The following is a 20,547-nucleotide window of genomic DNA, read 5'->3' on the forward strand; positions in this document are numbered from 1 at the left end:
ACATGATCTCCTTGGATACGTGACAATGGGGGAATGCCCACGCCCGAGTCCCCCCTCCAGATCGGCCCGCACCCCGTCCGGCCGCCGGTGGTCCTGGCCCCCATGGCCGGTATCACCAACGCTCCCTTCCGCACGCTCTGCAGAGAGTTCAGCGGTGGCAAGGGCCTGTTCGTGAGCGAGATGATCACGACCCGGGCGCTGGTCGAGCGCAACGAGAAGACCATGCAGCTGATCCACTTCGACGCGACCGAGAAGCCGCGCTCGATCCAGCTGTACGGCGTGGACCCGGCGACCGTCGGCAAGGCCGTCCGCATGATCGCGGAGGAGGACCTGGCCGACCACATCGACCTGAACTTCGGCTGCCCGGTCCCGAAGGTGACCCGGAAGGGCGGCGGATCCGCACTGCCCTACAAGCGGAACCTGCTGCGGGCCATCCTGCGCGAAGCGGTCTCCGGCGCCGGCGACCTCCCCGTCACGATGAAGATGCGCAAGGGCATCGACGACGACCACATCACCTACCTCGACGCCGGCCGCATCGCCGTCGAGGAGGGCGTCACGGCGATCGCGCTGCACGGCCGCACGGCCGCCCAGCACTACGGCGGCACCGCCGACTGGGAGGCCATCGCCCGCCTGAAGGAGCACGTCCCGGAGATCCCGGTGCTCGGCAACGGCGACATCTGGTCGGCCGGGGACGCGCTGCGCATGGTGCGCGAGACCGGCTGCGACGGAGTGGTCGTGGGCCGCGGCTGCCTCGGCCGGCCGTGGCTGTTCGCCGACCTGGTGGCCGCCTTCGAGGGCCGTACCGACGCCGTCGCGCGGCCTTCCCTGCGCGAGGTCGCCGACGTCATGGTCCGGCACGCCACCCTGCTGGGCGAGTGGATCGGCGACGAGTCCAAGGGCGTCGTCGACTTCCGCAAGCACGTCGCATGGTACCTGAAGGGCTTCGCGGTCGGCTCCGAGATGCGCAAGCGGCTCGCGATCACCTCCTCGCTCCAGGAACTGCGGGCCGGTCTCGACGAGCTGGACCTCGACCAGCCCTGGCCCACCGGCGCCGACGGGCCCCGCGGCCGTACGTCCGGCAACAACCGTGTGGTGCTGCCGGACGGCTGGCTGAAGGACCCGTACGACTGCGCGGGTGTCGGCGAGGACGCGGAGCTGGACACCTCCGGCGGCTGATCAGCCCTTCTTCGGGTGCGGGACCGAGCCGTACGCCGTCAGGAAGCGGTCGCGGAAGGAGCTCATCCGCCACACCGGGGCGTCGTGGGCGGGGCGCAGGCCGTCCGTCCAGTGCCAGTCGGCGATCCGGTCCAGCACCTTCGGGTCCTTGGCCACGATCGAGACGGGCACGTCGCGGCTGGCGTGGTTGCCGCTGACCCGGGCGATCGGCTGGTGGTCGCCGAGGAAGACGAGCACGGTGTCGTCGGTGCCGTGGCGCTCCAGCCACTCGGTCAGCGCCGTCACCGAGTACTGGATCGACTTGCCGTACTGCTCACGCGACTTGGTGGTGTCGGCGATGATGTCGGCCGGCCTGTTGCCCGCGGCCTCCATGTCCTTGAACCCCGCGCCGTCGCCCAGCTCGTCCCAGTCGACCATCTTCGGCACCGGTGCCCAGGGCTGGTGGCTGGAGGTCAGGATGAGCAGTGACATCCGCGACTTCCCGTCGGCCGGGCGCTTGCTGTGCACCCGCTCCTCGTACTGCTGGAGCGCGTACTGGTCGGGCATCGTCGACCAGCTGAACTTCGGGCCCCGGTAGCCGAGCTGGAAGGCGTTGTAGACCTTGTCGAGGCCGTACCACTTCTGCTCGGGCCAGCCCTTCTGCACGCCCGGCATGACGCCGACGGTGTCGAAGGCGCCGGTCTTCTTGAAGGCCTCGGTCAGACTGAGGTGGTCGCTCGCCATGACCGTGCGGTAGCGCTGCTGGTTGCTGACCCACAGGCCCGACATGGTGGTGGAGTGGCCGAGCCAGCTGCTGCCGCCGTAGGTCGCGGAGGTCAGCCAGCCGCTCCTGGCGTGGAACCCGGCCTTGGCGAGGGCCTTGGTGCGGGCGTCCAGGGTGGTGTCGACGCCCGGGGCGATGACCGGGTCCTCGATGGCGCTGCGGCCGTAGCTCTCGATGAACGTGAAGACCATGTCCTTGCCGCGCAGGTCGGGCACGAGCTGGCTGCCCGGGGTGTTGCCGAAGCGGTCCTCGCCGGCGACCTTCTGGAACTGCGCCTCGTCCTTGAGGGTGTCCGAGACCCGGCGGGACTCGACCTTCAGCGCGGTGGTGGTGCGGTCGGAGGCGACCGGCACACCGGATATCTGCAGGCCGAGGGCGGAGCAGGTGATCCAGACGACGCCCGCGACCATGGTGCCGCGGGTCGCGGCCGCGCTGTGCCGGGCGAGCAGGTTGCCCAGCCGGACGGTGGCCAGGGCCAGCAGGACGGCCAGCAGCAGCACGAGGACGAGCACGCCGGTGGTGGCGGCCAGGGTGGCCGTGCGGCCGAGCGAGTCCTCCAGGTACGACTGCGCGTCGCCGAGCAGGGTCCAGTCCAGGACGGGGTTGAAGGGACGGCCCAGGTACTGGTTGAACCCCATGTCGAGCAGGTTCAGCACGGTCATGGCGGCCAGCGCGACGCCGGCCACGGCGGCCAGCACCACACGCGGGCGGCGCGGCAGCGCGAGCAGCACGGCGGCCCCGATGACCGCCTCGCCCGGTATCCGCGTGAACTTGGCGGGCCCGAGCCCGACCACGGTGTTCGGCAGCACCAGCGCGGCGACGACCAGGGCGGCGGCCAGCACGGTGACGGTCACGGACAGCCCCTGAGCGGCCGCCGGATGCGCCTGCCGCCAGCGCCCGGCACGGGCGGACCAGGCGGCCCGGACCCGGCGGACGGGGTTGGGCACCTCGGGGGCGGGGGGCTCGTCGGCGGTCTGGTCCTGCTCGGCCTGATCGGCTTGCCCGGGTCGATCCGCCTGCTCGGCCTGCTCGGCCTGCTCGGCTCGATCGGCCTGCTCGGTCTCCTCCCGTTGCTCCTGTTCGTCGAGGACGGCCTCGTTTCCTCCGGCCGTATCCGGTGACTGGCGCGTACTCGTGTGCTGAGGCAACCCGGAGGTCCTTCCGTGCGAGACCCGTGACGGAGGCGGCGGGCCACGCTGGGAGGATGGGCAGGGCCGAAGCAACCCCGGCCCGCCTGGCCCGCCGTCCATGTCGTACGGGCGCTCGCCCGCCCCTGTTCACGGCACTGGGCAAACACCGGGCAAACTGCCGCGCCCGGCAGGGGCGCGGGGAACCGCGCGATCAGCCACCGACGGTCCGCGGTGCACTGACCAGGGCAACCGCCACGGCGCGGATCTCCGTCCGCACGGAGTGCTACGCCCCGCCGACCGCCGTGAGCAGGGCGAGCGGGGCCGCCGCCGAGCGGGATTCGCGGACGCACGCGTGCGGGTAGGGGACCGGCTCCGGGTGGGTGTCGCGGCCGTAGCCCGCCAGCACCTCCGGAAGCCGGTGCCCGGTGGCCGTCGCCGCGTCGACCAGCGCGTGCGCCACCGTACGGGCCTCGTCGTGCAGGCCGTAGCGGGCGAGGCCCAGGGTGATCAGCGCGTTGTCGTGCGGCCAGACCGAGCCGCGGTGATATGAGAGCGGGTGGTACGCCGGCTGGCCCGAGGCGAGCGTGCGGACGCCCCAGCCGGAGAAGAAGTCCGCTTCCAGCAGACGCCGTCCGACGGCCTCCCCGTACTCCTTGTCCAGCAGCCCCGACCACAGCAGATGTCCGGCGTCCGAGGCCAGCGCGTCTACCTGGCGGCCGGTGCCGTCCAGTGCCAGCGCCGGGAAGGAGGGCTCGCGCATCCAGAAGTCCCGCTGGAAGCGGTCCCGCAGATCGGCGGCGGCCTGCTCCAGCAGGGCGGCGTACGTCTCGTCGCCCCACACCGTGCGCGCCACCCATGCGGTGCGGCGCAGCGCGTCGTACGCGTAGCCCTGGGCGCCCGCCGCCATCACCGCCCCGGTGGGCCGGGTGCCGTCGGCCCAGCAGATCGCGCCGGGGGAGTCCTTCCAGTTCTGGTTGGCGAGGCCGCCCTCGTCGGCGCGGTAGACGAGATAGCCGCGCGAGGTCAGCCCGCCGTGGTCCAGCATCCAGCCGATCGCCGCGCGGGCGTGCGGCTCCAGGCGCCGGGCCAGGGCGGTGTCGCCGGTCCCCTCGGTGTACGCCCCGAGCAGGACGAGGAACAGCGGGGTGGCGTCGACCGAGCCGTAGTACCGGCCGAACGGCACCTGCCCGAAGTGCGCCAGCTCCCCGTGCCGTACCTCGTGCACGATCTTGCCGGGCTGGGCGACCGAGGACGCGCCGGCGCCGGTCGCCTGGGCCGCGGCCAGCGCGAGCAGCGTGGCGGCGGCCGGCCGCGGGTGGTACGGCAGCGTGAACAGGGAGGTGAGCAGGGCGTCGCGGCCGAGCAGGGTGAGGAACCAGGGGGCGCCCGCCGCCGGCACCCGCAGTTCCTCGCCGTCCGGTCCGGTCGCCGGGACCTGCAGCGCGGCCAGGTCGGCGAGGCCCCGGGCACAGGCCGCCGCCAGCTCCGGCCAGCCGGTCGGGAAGGCCACGCCCTCCACGAACCGGCCCTCCGCCGCGACGAGTTGCTCGTTCACCGAGGCGGGGGAGCGGGGCACGCGCAGAGCACGCCGGTCGCCGTGCGGGCGGGCCATCACGCGCAGCACCAGTTCGGCGGTGCCGTGGGGCTCCAGGTCGAGATTCCACACCAGGCGGCGGGCGCCGGTGCCGGTCTCCTCGACGGCGTCCGGGGCGGGGTCGGCCGTGATGGTCGTGACGGAGTGCCACTCGGCACGCCGGTAGGTGAACTCGATCCCGTCGTCCAGCACCACGCGGGAGCGCACGGCGCCGGCCTTGGCGTAGGTGCGGTGGTCGGAACGGAGCTCGAACTGGTCGGTGAAGTCGGCGTCGACGGTGATGGCGAGGCGGACCGTGGTGGGCACCGGGCGGTTGCCGGTCACCCGCAGTAACTCCACGAACGAGCTGTCGCCGACCGCCTGCTCCCGGAACAGGGTGCAGGCGGGCGGCTCCTGCCGGCCGCCGCGCGGCACCAGCACACAGCGGGCCGCGTCGCCGTCCGTGACCGGGGCGAGCACCTCGGGCACCGCGCCGTCGACGGTGAGCTGCCATCGGCTGAGGTGCCGGGCGTCGCGTACGAACAAGCCGTCCGGGGCGCTGCCGCCGCGCACCCCGCTGATGTCACCCCGGTCGCCCACGGCGGCGAACGTCGCCCCGTGCACAAGCAGATGCTGCCGATCCGTCATCCCCGGTCCCCTCCGTCGTCCCTCATGTCGGCCGTGTCCCCGGCCCCGGCCGCGCCGTCGCCCCCCGGGCCCCGGTGCAGCAGGTCCAGCGCGAGTGCGGCCGTCCAGGCGAAATCGGTCGTGCCGCAGGCCTCGCCGGTGTGCGGATCTACGTACTCGGCGAAGCCGCCGGCCTGTGCCAGGCGCAGCACCGCCGCGCGCAGCGCGTCGGCCCGCTCCCGGTGGCCGTGGGCGCGCAGGCCCCGCTCCAGCAGCCAGCTCGTGTTGAACCACGCCGGGCCGCGCCAGTACCGGTGCCCGTCGAAGGCCTCGCCGAGGAGGTCGTAGCTCGGGACCAGCTCGGTGCTCGTGCCCAGCCCGAAGTGCGGTCCGCACAGGGTGCGGACGAGCGCGCCCGCGGTCTCCCGGGGCAGACCCGGCAGCAGCAGCGGGACGAGACCGGAGACGCTCCGCTCGGGGATGTGGCCCCCGCCCCGCAGGTCCAGGCAGCGGAACAGGCCGCTCGCCGGATCCCACAGCCGCTCCACCAGGGCCGCCGTCAACCGCTCGGCGCGTGCGTGCCGGGCGGTGCCGGCCGCCCCCAGTTCCCCGGCGATCCGCGCCAGCGCCTGCTCGGAGGCGATCAGCAGCGCGTTGAACGCCGGGTCCTCGACCGCGAACTCCCCGCCGCCGTCCGCGTACCCACCGTCGCGGTAGTCCGCCGCCAGCCGCACGTACCGCCCGTAGTCCAGATCCGTCGGCCGGTCCTCCGGGGCGCCGTGGTCGAGGTCGGCGCGGCGGAAGGAGCGGGCCGGGGCCGGGGTGACCCGGGAGAGCGGGGCGTCCCAGCAGGGACTGTTGTCCATACCCTGTTCCCAGGGATGCACGACGGAGACCAGCCCGCCCCCGCCCAGGTCCCGCCGGTGCAGCAGATACCGGTGCCAGGCGGCCAGCCGGGGGTACACCCGGGCCAGGAAGCCGCGCGCCCGAGACAGGCCCGGATCGGCGCGGTGCACCAGCCAGGCCGCTAGCGCGTGCACCGGTGGCTGCACGATGCCGGACGTCTGTACGGTGCGCGGGGCGCCGGCGGCGCGCCCAGCGGTCGAGGAGCGCCAGAAGTCGGGGCTCGGGAAGTACGCGTCGAGGGGTACGGAGGGGTTGAAGACGATGTGCGGGACGCGCCCGTCGCCCCACTGGGCCGCCAGCAGCGTCTCCAGCTCCGTCTGCGCCCGTAACGGCGACAGATGGCGCAGCCCGATCGCGATGAACGCCGAGTCCCACGACCACTGGTGCGGATACAGGCTGCGGGAGGGGACCGTCGACGTGCCCGTCCAGTTCTCTTCCAGCACCCGGGCGGCCCCGGCGTGCAGGGACGACGCCGACGCCGGCGGATCGTATGCGAACTCCCGCTCCGGGAGACGGGCAGTGAGCTGGGCAGTGCGATCCACTCGGGGCTCCCCGAAGACGTCCGGCCGACCGGGTTTGGCTATGGCTACCGCAGGGTTACGTCTATTTAACACGCAAAACTCAATATGTAATGCAGGCTTGGGAAACACAAGGGGGTGCGTATGACCGGACGGCCGGGCAGGACCGGGAAGAGCGGAAGTCAGGCGAGCGCCGGCGATCTGCTCGAACTGGTGCGCAGTGGGCGGGCCGTGACACGCGGCGCGCTCCAGCAGGCCACCGGACTGTCCCGCGCCACCGTCGGCCTGCGCCTCGACCGGCTGTTCCGGGCCGGCTGGCTGCGCGAGGGCGCCGGCGGTCCGGTCGGCTCGCCGCTCGGCGGACGCCCCTCCATCACCCTGGAGTTCGACGACTCCCACGCCGTGGTCCTCGCCGCCGATCTCGACACCCGGCACGCCCGGGCCGCCGTCCTCACCCTGACCGGCGAGATCCTCGCCGAGCACTCCGGCACCCTGGTGATCGAGGACGGCCCCGAGGCGGTGCTCGGCGAACTCGGCCGCTGGTTCGCCGAGTCGCTGGTGAAGGCGGGGCACCGGGCGGAGGAGGTCTGCGGCATCGGGCTCGCGGTGCCCGGGCCGGTGGACCGCGACAGCGGCCGGGTGGTGCAGCCGCCGATCATGTCCGGCTGGGACGGCTACGACATAAGAGGCCGCCTCTCCCGCGCCTTCACCGAGCACACCGGCGCCCCCGCGGTCCCGGTCCTGGTGGACAACGACGCCAACCTCATGGCGTACGGCGAACAGCGCACCGGGCACCCCAGCTGCGCGGCCTTCGTGCTGGTCAAGGTGTCCACCGGCATCGGCGCCGGTGTCGTGGTCGACGGCTCGATCTACCGGGGCGTGGACGGCGGCGCGGGCGACATCGGGCACATCCGGGTGGGCGCGGAGGCGCTGTGCCGGTGCGGTTCGTACGGCTGTCTCGCCGCCGTCGCCAGCGGCGGCGCCGTGGCCCGGCGGCTGACGGAGGCCGGGGTGCCGGCCGCCTCCGGCTCGGACGTACGGGACCTGCTGGCCGCCGGGCACCCGGAGGCGGCCGCGCTGGCCCGGGAGGCGGGGCGACGGGTGGGCGACGTGCTGGCGACGGTCGTGACCCTCCTCAATCCCGGCGTGCTGATGATCGCCGGGGATCTGGCCGGAACCCCCTTCCTCACCGGCGTGCGCGAGCTGCTCTACCAGCGGGCGCTGCCCCGCTCCACCGCCCACCTGGACGTCGTGACGTCCCGGCTGGGCGAGCGGGCCGCGCTGGTCGGCGCGGGTGCGCTGGTCGTGGAGCACCTCTACGCGCCGCAGCGGGTGGAGGAACGGCTCATCGCGCTCGGCGTGTGAACCGGGCGTTTCGGCGTCCGCATGGTGAAATCCGGCTCTGTGTGACAGCGTGATTCTCGCCACCCTTGATAAGGGCTGCGCTCAGATGAGCGGTTCGGGAGCGACTGCACTTCTCCAAAGGGTGGCACTGGGTGCCACCCTTTGATCGTTCATCGATCGAAATCAAACGTGCCAGGAGCTGCTCACATGAGCGAATAACCGCCCCTGTGGGCATGGATGCGTTCAAGAAGTGAAAACATCGAGGCGTCTCCACTTGCCAAGCCTTGACTTTCAATCCACTGGCGGACGCGTGGTTACGGGCGCATGACGCACAAGTGGACGTACCCAGGGGCCTTCGATCTGGGTATGTTCCTCGCCGTCAGGGCAGCCACCGCGGCCTCAAGGAGTCGAGACCCGTGTCGGAACACAAAGAACCCCACGTAACGAAGTTCGTTTACGACTTCACCGAGGGCAACAAGGACCTCAAGGATCTCCTCGGCGGCAAGGGTGCCAACCTCGCCGAGATGACGAACCTGGGCCTCCCGGTCCCTCCCGGGTTCACGATCACCACCGAGGCCTGCAAGGTCTACCTCGACAGTGGCTCGGAGCCCGTGGCACTGCGTGACGAGGTGAGTGCGCACCTCGACGCCCTCGAGCAGAAGATGGGCAAGAAGCTCGGCCAGGCCGACGACCCCCTGCTGGTCTCCGTCCGCTCCGGCGCCAAGTTCTCCATGCCGGGCATGATGGACACCGTCCTGAACATCGGTCTCTCCGACAAGTCGGTGCAGGGCCTGGCCAAGCAGGCCGGCGACGACCGCTTCGCCTGGGACTCCTACCGCCGTCTCATCCAGATGTTCGGCAAGACCGTCCTCGGCGTCGACGGCGAGCTGTTCGAGGAGGCGCTCGACGCCGCCAAGGCGGCCAAGAAGGTCACCGTCGACACCGACCTCGAGGCGGCCGACCTCAAGAAGCTCGTCACCAAGTTCAAGAAGATCGTTAAGACCGAGGCCGGGCGGGACTTCCCGCAGGACCCGCGCGAGCAGATGGACCTCGCCATCAAGGCGGTCTTCGACTCCTGGAACGGCGACCGCGCCAAGCTGTACCGCCGTCAGGAGCGCATCCCGCACGACCTGGGCACCGCCGTCAACATCTGCTCCATGGTCTTCGGCAACCTCGGCCCCGACTCCGGCACCGGCGTCGCCTTCACCCGCGACCCCGCCTCCGGCCACCAGGGCGTCTACGGCGACTACCTGCAGAACGCCCAGGGCGAGGACGTCGTGGCGGGCATCCGCAACACGGTCCCGCTCGCGGAGCTGGAGAACATCGACAAGAAGTCGTACGACCAGCTCATGCAGATCATGGAGACCCTGGAGAACCACTACAAGGATCTCTGCGACATCGAGTTCACCATCGAGCGCGGCCAGCTCTGGATGCTGCAGACCCGCGTCGGCAAGCGCACCGCCGGTGCCGCCTTCCGGATCGCGACCCAGCTCGTGGACCAGGGCCTGATCGACGAGACCGAGGCGCTGCAGCGCGTCAGCGGCGCCCAGCTCGCCCAGCTCATGTTCCCGCGCTTCGACGAGTCCGCCAAGGTCGAGAAGGTCGGCCGGGGCATCGCGGCCTCGCCGGGCGCCGCGGTCGGCAAGGCGGTCTTCGACTCCTACACCGCCGTCAAGTGGTCCCGCTCGGGCGAGAAGGTCATCCTGGTCCGCCGGGAGACCAACCCCGACGACCTGGACGGCATGATCGCCGCCGAGGGCATCCTGACCTCGCGCGGCGGCAAGACCTCCCACGCGGCCGTGGTCGCGCGCGGCATGGGCAAGACCTGTGTCTGCGGCGCCGAGGAGCTGGAGGTCGACACCAAGCGCCGCCGGATGACGGTGCCGGGCGGCCACGTCGTCGAGGAGGGCGACGTCATCTCCATCGACGGCTCCTCCGGCAAGGTCTACCTGGGCGAGGTCCCGGTGGTCCCCTCCCCGGTCGTGGAGTACTTCGAGGGCCGGATGCACCCGGGCGCCGACGACGCCGACGAGCTGGTCGAGGCCGTGCACCGCATGATGGCCTTCGCCGACCGCAAGCGCCGGCTGCGGGTGCGCGCCAACGCCGACAACGCCGAGGACGCGCTGCGCGCCCGCCGCTTCGGCGCCCAGGGCATCGGCCTGTGCCGCACCGAGCACATGTTCCTCGGCGACCGCCGGGAACTGGTGGAGCGCCTGATCCTCGCCGACACCGAGGAGGAGCGCGAGGAGTCCCTGAAGCAGCTGCTGCCACTGCAGAAGAAGGACTTCGTCGAGCTGTTCGAGGCGATGGACGGCCTGCCGGTCACCATCCGCCTGCTCGACCCGCCGCTGCACGAGTTCCTGCCCGACATCACGGAACTCTCCGTCCGCGTCGCCCTCGCCGAGGCCCGTCAGGAGCCGCACGAGAACCTGCTGCGCCTGCTCCAGGCGGTCCACCGCCTGCACGAGCAGAACCCGATGCTCGGTCTGCGCGGTGTCCGTCTCGGCCTGGTCATCCCCGGCCTGTTCACCATGCAGGTCCGCGCCATCGCCGAGGCCGCGGCCGAGCGCAAGGCGGCCAAGGGCGACCCGCGCGCCGAGATCATGATCCCGCTGGTCGGCACGGTCCAGGAGCTGGAGATCGTCCGCGACGAGGCCGACCAGGTCATCGCGGAGGTGGAGGCGAGGACGGACGTTCGCCTGAAGCTGGCCATCGGCACGATGATCGAGCTGCCGCGCGCCGCGCTGACCGCCGGCCAGATCGCCGAGGCCGCCGAGTTCTTCTCCTTCGGCACCAACGACCTGACGCAGACGGTGTGGGGCTTCTCCCGGGACGACGTGGAGGCGAGCTTCTTCACGGCCTACCTGGAGAAGGGCATCTTCGGCGTCAGCCCGTTCGAGACGATCGACAGGGACGGCGTCGGCTCCCTGGTGAAGGCGGCCGCCCAGGCCGGCCGGGCCACCCGGCCCGACCTCAAGCTCGGCGTCTGCGGCGAGCACGGCGGCGACCCGGAGTCGGTCCACTTCTTCCACGAGGTCGGCCTGGACTACGTCTCCTGCTCCCCGTTCCGCATCCCGGTCGCCCGCCTGGAGGCGGGCCGGGCGGCCACCCAGTCGGCGGGCAGCGACCACCGCTGACCCCCACCGGCCCCGGAGCCGTCGTCGGTCCCCGACCCTCAAGACCGATCGGCGGCGGCTCCGGCGCACCAAGGAGGGGCGGCACCCTGTGCGGGGGGTGCCGCCTCTCCGTGTATGAACTCTGACCCGGTGCCTCCCGGACTGCTGCTCGATGCATCCATCAGCGAGGACGGTCAGACGTTGGGGACCTGCAGCTTGTCCCAGCTGGTCTTGCCGGGGATGCCGTTGGCATCGTCACCTGCGAGGCCGAGCTTCCGCTGCCAGGCGGCGTAGGACTTCACATCGCCCGGGCCCCAGACGTCGGTGTCGGCGCTCGACTGGTACCGGTTGCAGCCTTCGGCGACGAGCCGACGGTGCATTGCGGCGATGATCGGCGATTTCCGTCCGGTGTGGAAGAACGACGCACCCGGGAACGGCTCGGTGTGCGGCCCGGGGGCGGGGTGTGAATCCTTGAAGTGGTCGTACGCCTCCTGAGCCGCCGCGAGGACCTTGTCGTAGATCTTGTCCATGTGCGGGCCGGCGCAGGCGGTCGAGGACCAGTGATGGTGGTAGAAGAGGTTGTTCCTGCTGGGGCGTTCGCCGATCACCTTGGCGAAGTGCCAGCCGGCGAGACGTGCGGCGTTCTTCCAGGTGGCCTCGGTGATCGTCCAGCCGGGCGCGAGCGTATCGTTCGCCATTTCGATGCTGATGGTGCTCTGGTTGCCGGCCGTGTCGCCGACGGCCCAGGCGTACTCGTTCACCTTGACGTACTGAGCGACGGCACCGGCGGCGTCCACGTCGAAGTGGGCCGAAGCCGGACGCGTCTTCCAGACGTTGAGCACACCCAGGTGAGAAAGCCGGGCGCCGTTGTGGTGCAGCGTGACCGACGTCTTCCTGTAGGACTTGTGGGTGACGTGGCCCGTCGCGCTGAGCTCGTCGATGAGGTTCGAGACGGCACGGTCGTAAGCGATGGTGGCGGTCACTTGGAGTCCTCCGCGTCGTTCTCGACGTCGTCCTCGGCGAAAGCGACGAAGTCGCTCTCCGGAAGGCCGTCGAGGTTGTCGGTTCCGGGTCCATCGCCGGTATCGGTCTTCTCGAGGGCCGCCTTCACGTCCTCGTCGTCGAAGTTCTTCTCGGGCATGACGCTGTCCTTTGAGTTCCACAGATTCGCGTCGCTGGTTCACGTTCGACGAGCGACCGGGGAGGAATTCTCGCGTCGCCGCTCCTCCACTCGCTTCTGCGACGCCATGGCCTCGACCTCTAGACGTTGGGGACCTGCAGCTTGTCCCAGCTGGTCTTGCCGGGGATGCCGTTGGCATCGTCACCTGCGAGGCCGAGCTTTCGCTGAAAGGCGGCGTAGGACTTCACATCGCCCGGGCCCCAGACGTCGGTGTTGGCGCTCGACTGGTACCGGTCGCAGCCTTCGGCGACGAGCCGACGGTGCATTGCGGCGATGATCGGCGATTTCCGACCGGTGTGGAAGAACGACGCCCCAGGGAACGGTTCGAAGTTGGTGGGGCCGACGGGCCCGCCATCCATGTACTTCTTGTAGGCCCCGCTCACGAACGTGGACCATTGGTTCCAGTTGTGTGCGTCCTTGATGGCCTTTGCCGTCTTGGCGTTGTAGAGCGGGTCCTTGAGCTTTCCCTCAATCCTGAGCGTGTCCGGTGGGGAGAACTGCCCTGGATGCTTGAGGGAGCGTATCTGGAAGAGACCAATGGACGGCCCCCACTTGTGGTCGACCAGACCCTGGTCTCCGATGATGCCTGGGTCTCCTTTGGACTCTGCCATGGCGACGGCCGCCGCGATTTCGATGTCATTGTCGGTGAACCCGGCCTGTTTGGCGAGGGTGCGCAGCTCGGTCAGGCTCATGGTCATTTTTCGACGCCCCTCCAACTTGTTGATCAGACTTTTGATCAGAAGTCATGCCCACATAGCGCATCACGGTGGGATCGAGGAACCGGGAACTGCCCGGAATTCGAACCGGGAGGAGATATTGCCGAAATGTGATAACTGTGCCTGCGGGTTAAGGGATGAAATTCCGCCGCGAGCTTCCCTAATTGACACGCATACACATAGGAGATCACGGATCCTCTCAACCGCGCCTCCGCGGAGTACGGGGCGGCTTTACGAGGCGTGAAAAGGTCACTTATTGCCACCATATGACAATGCCAGGGGTCGCGCAAACAGAGCGCGGAGGGCTGAATCTGCCCGGAGGTCTTCCATTGGGAGATCGACCCGCTTGGAGGACGGGAAAGCTGCCGAGCCCTCTACACCTCACTTTTGATCAAGAAGGCCTGACTGCCGGCATGAGGGAAGCCGCGCTGAAGGTGCCCTGGGAGAGGCGGCAGTTGGAAGGTTCCCAGCTCAGGTTGCTGTTCTTACACCCTGTGCGGGGGTGCCGCCCCTCCGCCGCGTTCCGGCCGCCATGTCGCCGCGGGAACCGTGTCCCCGGCGCCTACGCTGGACCCGCCAGGTTCCGGGCCGAGCCGTCGGCCCGTCCACCCTGTGCCGTGAGGAGGGGCCCGCATGGGCTGGACCGCGCAGGACATCCCCGACCAGAGCGGACGCACCGCCGTGGTCACCGGCGCCAACAGCGGGCTCGGTTACGTCACCGCGCGCGAGCTGGCCCGCAAGGGGGCCCGGGTGGTGCTCGCCTGCCGCGACGAGACGCGGGGCAGGGACGCCGTCGAGCGGCTGCGGGGCGAGGTGCCGGGCGCCCGGGTGGAGCTCGGCCGGCTGGACCTCGGGGACCTGGCGTCCGTCCGGGAGTTCACGGCCGGGCTGCCGTACGACCGGCTCGACCTGCTCGTGAACAACGCCGGCGTGATGGCGGTGCCGTACGGCACGACCGCCGACGGGTTCGAGAGGCAGTTCGGGACCAACCACCTCGGGCACTTCGCGCTCACCGGACTGCTCCTGCCCGCCCTGCTGGCCACCCCCGGCGCCCGGATCGTCACCGTGTCCAGCTTCATGCACGTCCTCGCCAACATCGACCCGCGCGACCTCAACAGCGAGCGGCACTACCGGCGCTGGACCGCCTACGCCCGCTCCAAGACCGCCAACCTGCTCTTCACGCACGAGCTGTGCCGCCGGCTGGCCGCCCATGGCTCCGGCGCCGTCGCGGCCGCCGCGCACCCGGGGTACGCGGCCACCAACCTCCAGACGGCCGGGCCGCGCGCCGAGGGGCGCCGGGGCGCCGAGCGGATGATGGAGCTGGGCAACCGGATCTTCGCCCAGCCGGCGGAGGCGGGCGCGCTGCCCACGCTGTACGCGGCGACCGCGCCCGGCGTACGGCCCGACTCGTTCTGGGGGCCGTCCTTCGCGATGTGGCGCGGCTCCCCGGCACCCTCCCGCCGCGCGCCCTGGACCCTGAACGACGAGGCGGCGCGACGGCTCTGGGACGCCTCGGTGCGGCTGACGGGTGTGCCGTACGACGCCCTGCGGACCTGACCGGCCGACGACGGGACGGCGATGCCCGGGCCACCGAAGGGCCCGGGCACCACCCTCCCGCCCGCCGCCTCAGGCGCTGCGCACCCGGTACGCCGTCACCCGGACCGACTCGTCGTCCAGGCACTGCCCGGTCTCCAGGTCGAAGCGCTGCTTCAGCAGCGGGGAGGCCACGAACGGGCGGCCCTGGTGGGTGCCGGTCAGGCCGCGGGAGAGGACGGCGGCGCCGCCGAACGGGTCGCGGTTGTCGATGCCGTACAGCCGGTCCGCGCGGTCCCGGAACACCGCGACCTGGCGGCCGTCCGGCAGCAGGGCGGCGATGCCTCGGCCGGGCACCAGCCGGTGCAGGTCGCAGACGGTGAACCAGCCGTCCTCCAGCCGGAGCTGTACCAGCAGATCGGTCGTCTCGGGTGCCAGGGTCATCGCTGGGCGCTTCCTTCCAGAACGTCGTCGGCCGGTCGAAGGCCGATGGACAGCAGCGGCAGGTCGGGCTTCATCTGGTCGCGTTCGGGCACGAAGGCGACCACCGGGTCCGGGGTGTCCGGGGCGTTCACGAAGGACACGAACCGGGCCAGCTTCTCGGGGTCGTCGATGGTCTCGGCCCACTCGTCCCGGTAGTGCGCGACATGGGCCCGCATCAGGGCCTCCAGGTCGTCGCAGATGCCGAGCGAGTCGTGCACCACCACGTCCCGTACGTGGTCCAGGCCGCCGGGGATCCGCTCCAGCCAGGTGGAGGTGCGCTCGAGGCGGTCGGCGGTACGGACGTAGAACATCAGGAACCGGTCGATCAGCCGCACCAGTTCGGCGTCGGACAGGTCCTGCGCGAGCAGGTCGGCGTGGCGCGGGGTGGCGCCGCCGTTGCCGCCGACGTACAGATTCCAGCCGTTGGACGTGGCGATGACGCCGAAGTCCTTCGACTGGGCCTCCGCGCACTCCCGGGCACAGCCCGAGACGGCCGACTTGAGCTTGTGCGGGGACCGCAGGCCCCGGTAGCGCAGCTCCAGGTCGATCGCCATCCGGACCGAGTCCTGCACGCCGTAGCGGCACCAGGTCTGCCCCACGCAGGACTTCACCGTGCGCAGCGACTTGCCGTACGCGTGGCCCGACTCGAAGCCGGCGTCCACCAGACGGGCCCAGATCAGCGGGAGCTGCTCCACCCGGGCGCCGAACATGTCGATCCGCTGACCGCCGGTGATCTTCGTGTAGAGGCCGAAGTCCCGGGCGACCTCGCCGATCACGATCAGCTTCTCGGGCGCGATCTCACCGCCGGGGATGCGCGGCACGACCGAATAGGAACCGTTCTTCTGCAGGTTGGCGAGGAAGTGGTCGTTGCTGTCCTGCAGGGCCGCCTGTTCGCCGTCCAGCACATAGCCGCTCGCGCCGATCGCCGGGGCGAGCGAGGCGATGACCGAGGCCACCGCCGGCTTGCACACCTCGCAGCCGTCGCCGCCTCGGGCGCCCTCGCGGCCGTACCGGTCCAGCAGCTCCTGGTAGGAGGTGAGGCGCAGGGCGAGGACGATCTCGTACAGCTCCTCGCGGGTCTGGGCGAAGCAGCCGCACAGGCCCTTGTCGACCTCGACGCCGGACGCCTCCAGCTCGGCGGCCACGAGCTGCCCGAGCACCTTCACACAACTGCCGCAGCCGGTACCGGCCTTGGTGCACTTCTTCACCTCGGGCACGGTGGTGCACCGGTGCTCGGTGACCGCGCCGCGGATGGTGCCCTTGCTGACGTTGTGGCAGGAGCAGATGATCGCCTCGTCCGGCAGGGCCGACGGGCCGAGCTGAGCCCCCGAGTCCGCTCCGGCGGGCAGGACGAGCGACTCGGGGGAGATGGGGGGAATCGAACCGGTCAGCGCCCGCAGGGTGCCGTACGCCTCCGCGTCGCCGACCAGGACGCCGCCGAGCAGCGTGCCGTCCCGGCCGATGACCAGCTTCTTGTACAGGCCGGCGCGGGAGTCGGAGTAGACGACGTCCAGGCAGTCCTCGGCGGTGCCGTGCGCGTCGCCGAAGGAGGCCACGTCCACGCCGAGCAGCTTCAGCTTGGTGGACAGGTCGGCGCCGGTGAAGGACGCCTCGTTCTCGGCGATGGTCGCCGCCACGGTCTCGGCCTGCTCGTAGCCGGGGGCCACCAGGCCGTACACCCGGCCGTCCGACGCCTGCGCGCACTCCCCGATCGCGAACACGAGCGGGTCCGAGACGGTACGGCACTGATCGTCGACGGTGATGCCGCCGCGCTCGCCGACCGCCAGGCCGCAGTCCCGGGCGAGTTGGTCGCGGGGGCGGACACCGGCGGAGAACACCACCATGTCGGTGGCGAGTTCGGAGCCGTCCGACAGCTTCATGCCGGTGACCGCGCCGTCCTCGCCGACGAGGACCTCCTGCGTGCCCACACCGGTGTGCACACTCAGGCCCATGCCCTCGATGGTGCGCAGCAGCGCCGCGCCACCGCCCTCGTCCACCTGCACCGGCATCAGGCGCGGCGCGAACTCCACGATGTGGGAGGTGAGTCCGAGGCCCTTGAGCGCGCCCGCCGCCTCCAGACCGAGCAGACCCCCGCCGACCACCGCGCCGGTGGTCGCCCTCGTCCTCGCGTACTCCTCGATCGCGAGGAGGTCCTCGATGGTCCGGTAGACGAAACAGCCGGCGGCGTCCTTGTTCGGCACCGGCGGCACGAACGGGTAGGAGCCGGTGGCCAGGACGAGGACGTCGTAGCCGATGACCAGACCCGAGCGGGCGGTCACCTTCCGCGCCTCGCGGTCGACCGTCTCCGCCGGGTCGCCGACATGCAGCTCGATGCCGTGGTCTTTGATGAACTCCATGTCGGTCATGGACAGTTCCTCGGGTGTGCGGCCCGAGAAGTACGAGGTGAGCTGCACCCGGTCGTACGCCGGACGCGGCTCCTCGCACAGCACGACCACGCGGTGCGTGGCGGTCAGGCCGCGCTCGGCGAGCGCTTCGAGGAAGCGCTGGCCGACCATGCCGTGGCCGACGAGCACGATCGTGGGGGTGGCCCCCAGGGTGGCGGTCATCAGGAGCCTCCATCGTTGGTGAGCAGGTGAAGCAGGGGACCGTCACCGGGGAGCGGCTCCGCTCCCTCCCAGGCGCGGGCGAGCGCGCCGACGGTGCCGAGTTCGCCGACCAGGACCCCGCCGACCAGGCGGTCGTCGCGGACGACGACCTTGCGGTAGGTGCCCCGGGTGGCGTCGGCGAGCTGGACCACGTCGTCGCCGGGGCGGGCCTCGGTCTCGCCGAACGCGGCCAGGTCGAAGGGGGAGTCGGGTCCGGTCAGGGTGAGCCGGGTCAGCGAACGGGTCCCCGAGTAGTGGGCGCCGGCATCGCCGGCGAGCAGGGCGGCCAGCGCCTCGGCCTGTTCCAGGGCCGGGGTGGCGAGGCCGTAGACCGTGCCGTCGTGCTCGGCGCAGTCGCCGATGGCGTGGATGTGCGGGTCGGAGGTGCGCAGCTCGTCGTCGACGAGGACGCCCTTGCGGACGGCGAGGCCGGCCTGCTCCGCCAGACCGGTGCGCGGGTGGACCCCGCAGGCGAGGACCACGAGGTCGGCGTCGAGGGCGTACCCGTCGGCCATCTCCACCGAGCGGACCGCGCCGCCGACGCAGGCCACGTCCCGCACCCGGCACTCGGTGTGCACCTCGACGCCCAGGTCCGTCAGATGCCGCAGCACCAGCCGGGAGGCGTTCGGGTCGAGCTGGCGCTCCATGAGCCGCTCGGCCTGCTGGGCGAGCACCACCTGCGCGCCGCGCACGGCCAGCGCACGGGCCGCGGACACCCCGAGCAGCCCGCCGCCGACGACGACCGCCCGCGCGCCCGGCCGTACCGCCTTGGACAGGCCCAGGCAGTCGTCCATGGTGCGGAACGCGTGGACGCCCTCGGGAAGCCCGCGGTCGGCGGTGCTCTGCCCTTCCGGGGGGCAACCTCCGGACCCACCGCCTGAGGAGCGGGCCGGACCCCCTGCCCGGTGTGCCGAAGCGAGGTAGTTGTCCATGAACAGCCCGCGCAGCGGCGGCAGCACCGGGTTGGAGCCGGTGGCCAGCACCAGGGTGTCGTATCCGATCAGCGAGCCGTCGGCGCACCGCAGCCGCCGGGCCGCGCGGTCGATGCCGGTGACCCGGGCGCGCCGGAGCCCGCCGGGCGCGGGGAGGGCGATCACCTCCGGGGCGTACCGCCCGGCCAGCACCTCGGCGAGCAGCACCCGGTTGTAGGGCCGGTGCTCCTCCTCGCCGACGAGCAGCGCGGGCGTGCCCAGCTCACCGAGCCGCCGGGCGAGCCGTACGCCCGCGAGGCCGGCGCCGATCACCACCACACGCGTATTCGAGGTCATGCAACGCAGCGTGCGGCTTCGACGTTACCCGTCGGCATCACCCCTGTTTCCCACGGGGAACGCTGCCCTCAGCGGTGCCGGGGCGGGGGTGTGAGGGTCCCGCCGGGCGCCGGGGGAGGGCTGTGAGGTGCGCTGATGCCGGGGCGGGCCCGCTTCACCGGCCCCGGGGCGGTCGTCAGCGGCTGCCGGTCAGGTGGGCGAAGACCACCACGTTGCCCTGGTAGCCGGTGGCCTTCGAATAGCCGCCGCCGCAGGTGATGACCCGCAGCTCGGGCCGCTCGGCCGCGCCGTACACCTTGTCGTCGGGGAAGGCGCTGGCCGGGTACACCTCCACCGCGTCCACGGTGAACACGGCCACGCCGCCGTTGCGCCGGTCGATCTCGATGGTGGCTCCACGCTTCAGGGCGCCCAGGTCGTAGAAGACGGCCGGGCCCTCGGTGTTGTCCACATGGCCGGCGACGATCGCGGTGCCCGTCTCGCCTGGGGTGGTGCCGGCCTCGTACCAGCCGGCGAGGTTCTTGTTCCCGGCGGGCGGCACGTCCAGGCTGCCCGCGGAGGTGAGGCCCAGGCCCGTCAGCGGGGCGTTCACCCGGATCGACGGGATGCGTATCCGGGTCGGCGGGGAGGGCGCCAGCGCGGTGGCCCCGAGCCGTTCCTCACCCGGGTCGGGCCGGCCCTCGGCGGCGGGCGGCTGCGGCGGCGCGTGCGTCACGCCCGGGCCGCTGAGCAGCCACGCCCCCGAGCCGAGGGCGACCACGGTGACGGCGGCTATGGCCGTGTCCCCGACTCTGCGCATGAGATCCCCTCTCCCCGGGGCGCACCCCGAACGGGCCCTTCGAAAACGGATCGGCCCACCACGGGGCGGACCCCCTCCCCCTCCGGGCCGCGAGGGGCGTCGGACCCGGAGGGGGCGGGATGTGCGGTACCGGCGGACGGACAGCGGAGGGTGTCCGTCAGATCCCGTCGCCTCTCGCCCGGCGATGCAGGAGCCAGGTACCGCCCGCGGCGGCGACGGCCAGAGCCGTCACGCCCGCCGCGGTCTGCACGGGGTCGGTGCCGAGTGCGCCGCCGACCCCCGTCTTCACGCTTCCCCGCGGCCGCACCTGCTCGTGCTCCGCGCCCATCCGTGCCGTGCTGAGCGCCACCACCAGGTCGCCCGTGACCTGCCGGTCGCCCTCGGCGCACTTCGCGACGATCTCGTACGTCCCCGGCTGGGCGCCCGGTGGCACCCGGAACTCGCCGATCGCCTCACCCTCGTGCGTGCCGGGCGCCAGCATGAAGGTCCCGGTGCCGACCGCGCCCGGGTCGGCGATCGCGGTGCCCTTCTCGCCGCACGCCGCGGTGTTCACGGTGACCCGGCCGCCCGGCACCGCGGTGGACGGGTTCACCTGCAGGCTGTCGGTCCCGGCCGCGGCCGGAGCGCCCCGCAGGCGAGCCGCCGCCGGAGCCGCGCTGCCGTGGGCCGGTGCCGTGGCGAGTCCCGCCGTGGCCACGGCGAGCGCGGTACCGGTCAGCAGACGGGCGGTGCGTCGCATGGTGCTCCCCAGGGCTTGTCCGTCTCGTTCCTCCGACTCGTTCAGGGGCACGCCCCTGCCCTTCCGAGGAGAA

The 20,547-nt window shown here is 71.7% G+C and carries 15 protein-coding genes; 4 read left to right on the plus strand and 11 right to left on the minus strand.

Features of this window, described 5'->3' with window-relative positions; all coding sequences use genetic code 11:
* Positions 1 to 33: 33 nt before the first annotated feature.
* Positions 34 to 1,176: a tRNA dihydrouridine synthase DusB gene (dusB, locus tag ACFVVO_RS28175; RefSeq protein WP_390058529.1), complete on the plus strand. Its 1,143-nt coding sequence runs from the start codon at positions 34 to 36 to the stop codon at positions 1,174 to 1,176.
* Here dusB and ACFVVO_RS28180 read toward each other — a convergent pair whose 3' ends face one another.
* From ACFVVO_RS28180 to ACFVVO_RS28190, 3 genes are all read right to left on the minus strand, one after another.
* The gene (locus ACFVVO_RS28180; RefSeq protein ID WP_390058731.1) at positions 1,177 to 2,793 is read right to left on the minus strand and encodes a sulfatase-like hydrolase/transferase; all 1,617 of its coding nucleotides are present in this window, start codon (positions 2,791 to 2,793) and stop codon (positions 1,177 to 1,179) included.
* Positions 2,794 to 3,352: 559 nt separating this feature from the next.
* On the minus strand, positions 3,353 to 5,290 hold the full coding sequence (locus ACFVVO_RS28185; protein ID WP_390058530.1) for a glycogen debranching N-terminal domain-containing protein: 1,938 nt from the start codon (positions 5,288 to 5,290) through the stop codon (positions 3,353 to 3,355).
* A complete protein-coding gene (locus ACFVVO_RS28190) occupies positions 5,287 to 6,717 on the minus strand; it encodes a hypothetical protein (RefSeq protein WP_390058532.1) in 1,431 nt (476 codons plus the stop codon). Before ACFVVO_RS28190 ends, ACFVVO_RS28185 begins: the two co-directional genes overlap by 4 nt.
* A gap of 120 nt (positions 6,718 to 6,837) precedes the next feature.
* Here ACFVVO_RS28190 and ACFVVO_RS28195 point away from each other — a divergent pair, with 120 nt between their 5' ends.
* Together ACFVVO_RS28195 and ppdK are read left to right on the plus strand one after the other, a co-directional pair.
* Positions 6,838 to 8,058, plus strand: coding sequence for an ROK family protein (locus ACFVVO_RS28195; protein ID WP_390058534.1), 1,221 nt, complete (start codon positions 6,838 to 6,840; stop codon positions 8,056 to 8,058).
* Between the two features lie 395 nt (positions 8,059 to 8,453).
* On the plus strand, positions 8,454 to 11,174 hold the full coding sequence (gene ppdK, locus ACFVVO_RS28200; protein WP_390058536.1) for a pyruvate, phosphate dikinase: 2,721 nt from the start codon (positions 8,454 to 8,456) through the stop codon (positions 11,172 to 11,174).
* Positions 11,175 to 11,347: 173 nt separating this feature from the next.
* On the opposite strand, the gene ACFVVO_RS28205 is transcribed toward ppdK, so the two are convergent.
* The 3 genes from ACFVVO_RS28205 to ACFVVO_RS28215 all read right to left on the minus strand — a co-directional run bounded on the left by ACFVVO_RS28205 (position 11,348) and on the right by ACFVVO_RS28215 (position 13,031).
* Complete coding sequence (locus ACFVVO_RS28205; protein WP_390058538.1) at positions 11,348 to 12,136, minus strand: peptidoglycan-binding protein; 789 nt, start codon at positions 12,134 to 12,136, stop codon at positions 11,348 to 11,350.
* Positions 12,133 to 12,294 carry a hypothetical protein gene (locus ACFVVO_RS28210; RefSeq protein WP_390058540.1) on the minus strand — a complete coding sequence of 54 codons (162 nt, stop codon included), beginning with the start codon at positions 12,292 to 12,294 and terminating at the stop codon, positions 12,133 to 12,135. The genes ACFVVO_RS28205 and ACFVVO_RS28210 overlap by 4 nt, the downstream gene beginning before the upstream one ends.
* A gap of 119 nt (positions 12,295 to 12,413) precedes the next feature.
* A complete protein-coding gene (locus ACFVVO_RS28215; protein WP_390058542.1) occupies positions 12,414 to 13,031 on the minus strand; it encodes a peptidoglycan-binding protein in 618 nt (205 codons plus the stop codon).
* Between the two features lie 651 nt (positions 13,032 to 13,682).
* On the opposite strand from ACFVVO_RS28215, the gene ACFVVO_RS28220 reads away from it, so the two are divergent.
* On the plus strand, positions 13,683 to 14,606 hold the full coding sequence (locus ACFVVO_RS28220; protein WP_390058544.1) for an oxidoreductase: 924 nt from the start codon (positions 13,683 to 13,685) through the stop codon (positions 14,604 to 14,606).
* 69 nt (positions 14,607 to 14,675) lie between these two features.
* Here ACFVVO_RS28220 and nirD read toward each other — a convergent pair whose 3' ends face one another.
* The 5 genes from nirD to ACFVVO_RS28245 form a co-directional block, all read right to left on the minus strand.
* Positions 14,676 to 15,026: a nitrite reductase small subunit NirD gene (gene nirD / locus ACFVVO_RS28225; RefSeq protein WP_390058546.1), complete on the minus strand. Its 351-nt coding sequence runs from the start codon at positions 15,024 to 15,026 to the stop codon at positions 14,676 to 14,678.
* A complete protein-coding gene (gene nirB, locus ACFVVO_RS28230; protein WP_390058548.1) occupies positions 15,023 to 17,632 on the minus strand; it encodes a nitrite reductase large subunit NirB in 2,610 nt (869 codons plus the stop codon). The genes nirD and nirB overlap by 4 nt, the downstream gene beginning before the upstream one ends.
* Complete coding sequence (locus tag ACFVVO_RS28235) at positions 17,632 to 18,939, minus strand: NAD(P)/FAD-dependent oxidoreductase (RefSeq protein WP_390058550.1); 1,308 nt, start codon at positions 18,937 to 18,939, stop codon at positions 17,632 to 17,634. Before ACFVVO_RS28235 ends, nirB begins: the two co-directional genes overlap by 1 nt.
* A 175-nt stretch (positions 18,940 to 19,114) precedes the next feature.
* Positions 19,115 to 19,735 (minus strand): class F sortase, encoded by a 621-nt coding sequence (locus tag ACFVVO_RS28240; RefSeq protein WP_390058552.1) that lies wholly within the window; start codon positions 19,733 to 19,735, stop codon positions 19,115 to 19,117.
* A gap of 157 nt (positions 19,736 to 19,892) precedes the next feature.
* Positions 19,893 to 20,474, minus strand: coding sequence for a hypothetical protein (locus tag ACFVVO_RS28245; protein WP_390058554.1), 582 nt, complete (start codon positions 20,472 to 20,474; stop codon positions 19,893 to 19,895).
* Between the last annotated feature and the right edge of the window lie 73 nt (positions 20,475 to 20,547).

Origin of the sequence: Streptomyces sp. NPDC058145, from assembly GCF_042884245.1 — a bacterium.
Lineage (GTDB): Bacteria > Actinomycetota > Actinomycetes > Streptomycetales > Streptomycetaceae > Streptomyces.

Coding starts and splice junctions, on each gene's coding strand:
- dusB (WP_390058529.1), top strand. CDS start 34: ATGCCCACGCCCGAGTCCCCCCTCCAGATCGGCCCGCACCCCGTCCGG.
- ACFVVO_RS28185 (WP_390058530.1), bottom strand. CDS start 5,290: ATGACGGATCGGCAGCATCTGCTTGTGCACGGGGCGACGTTCGCCGCC.
- ACFVVO_RS28195 (WP_390058534.1), top strand. CDS start 6,838: ATGACCGGACGGCCGGGCAGGACCGGGAAGAGCGGAAGTCAGGCGAGC.
- ACFVVO_RS28210 (WP_390058540.1), bottom strand. CDS start 12,294: ATGCCCGAGAAGAACTTCGACGACGAGGACGTGAAGGCGGCCCTCGAG.
- ACFVVO_RS28215 (WP_390058542.1), bottom strand. CDS start 13,031: ATGACCATGAGCCTGACCGAGCTGCGCACCCTCGCCAAACAGGCCGGG.
- ACFVVO_RS28220 (WP_390058544.1), top strand. CDS start 13,683: ATGGGCTGGACCGCGCAGGACATCCCCGACCAGAGCGGACGCACCGCC.
- nirD (WP_390058546.1), bottom strand. CDS start 15,026: ATGACCCTGGCACCCGAGACGACCGATCTGCTGGTACAGCTCCGGCTG.
- nirB (WP_390058548.1), bottom strand. CDS start 17,632: ATGACCGCCACCCTGGGGGCCACCCCCACGATCGTGCTCGTCGGCCAC.
- ACFVVO_RS28235 (WP_390058550.1), bottom strand. CDS start 18,939: ATGACCTCGAATACGCGTGTGGTGGTGATCGGCGCCGGCCTCGCGGGC.
- ACFVVO_RS28240 (WP_390058552.1), bottom strand. CDS start 19,735: ATGCGCAGAGTCGGGGACACGGCCATAGCCGCCGTCACCGTGGTCGCC.
- ACFVVO_RS28245 (WP_390058554.1), bottom strand. CDS start 20,474: ATGCGACGCACCGCCCGTCTGCTGACCGGTACCGCGCTCGCCGTGGCC.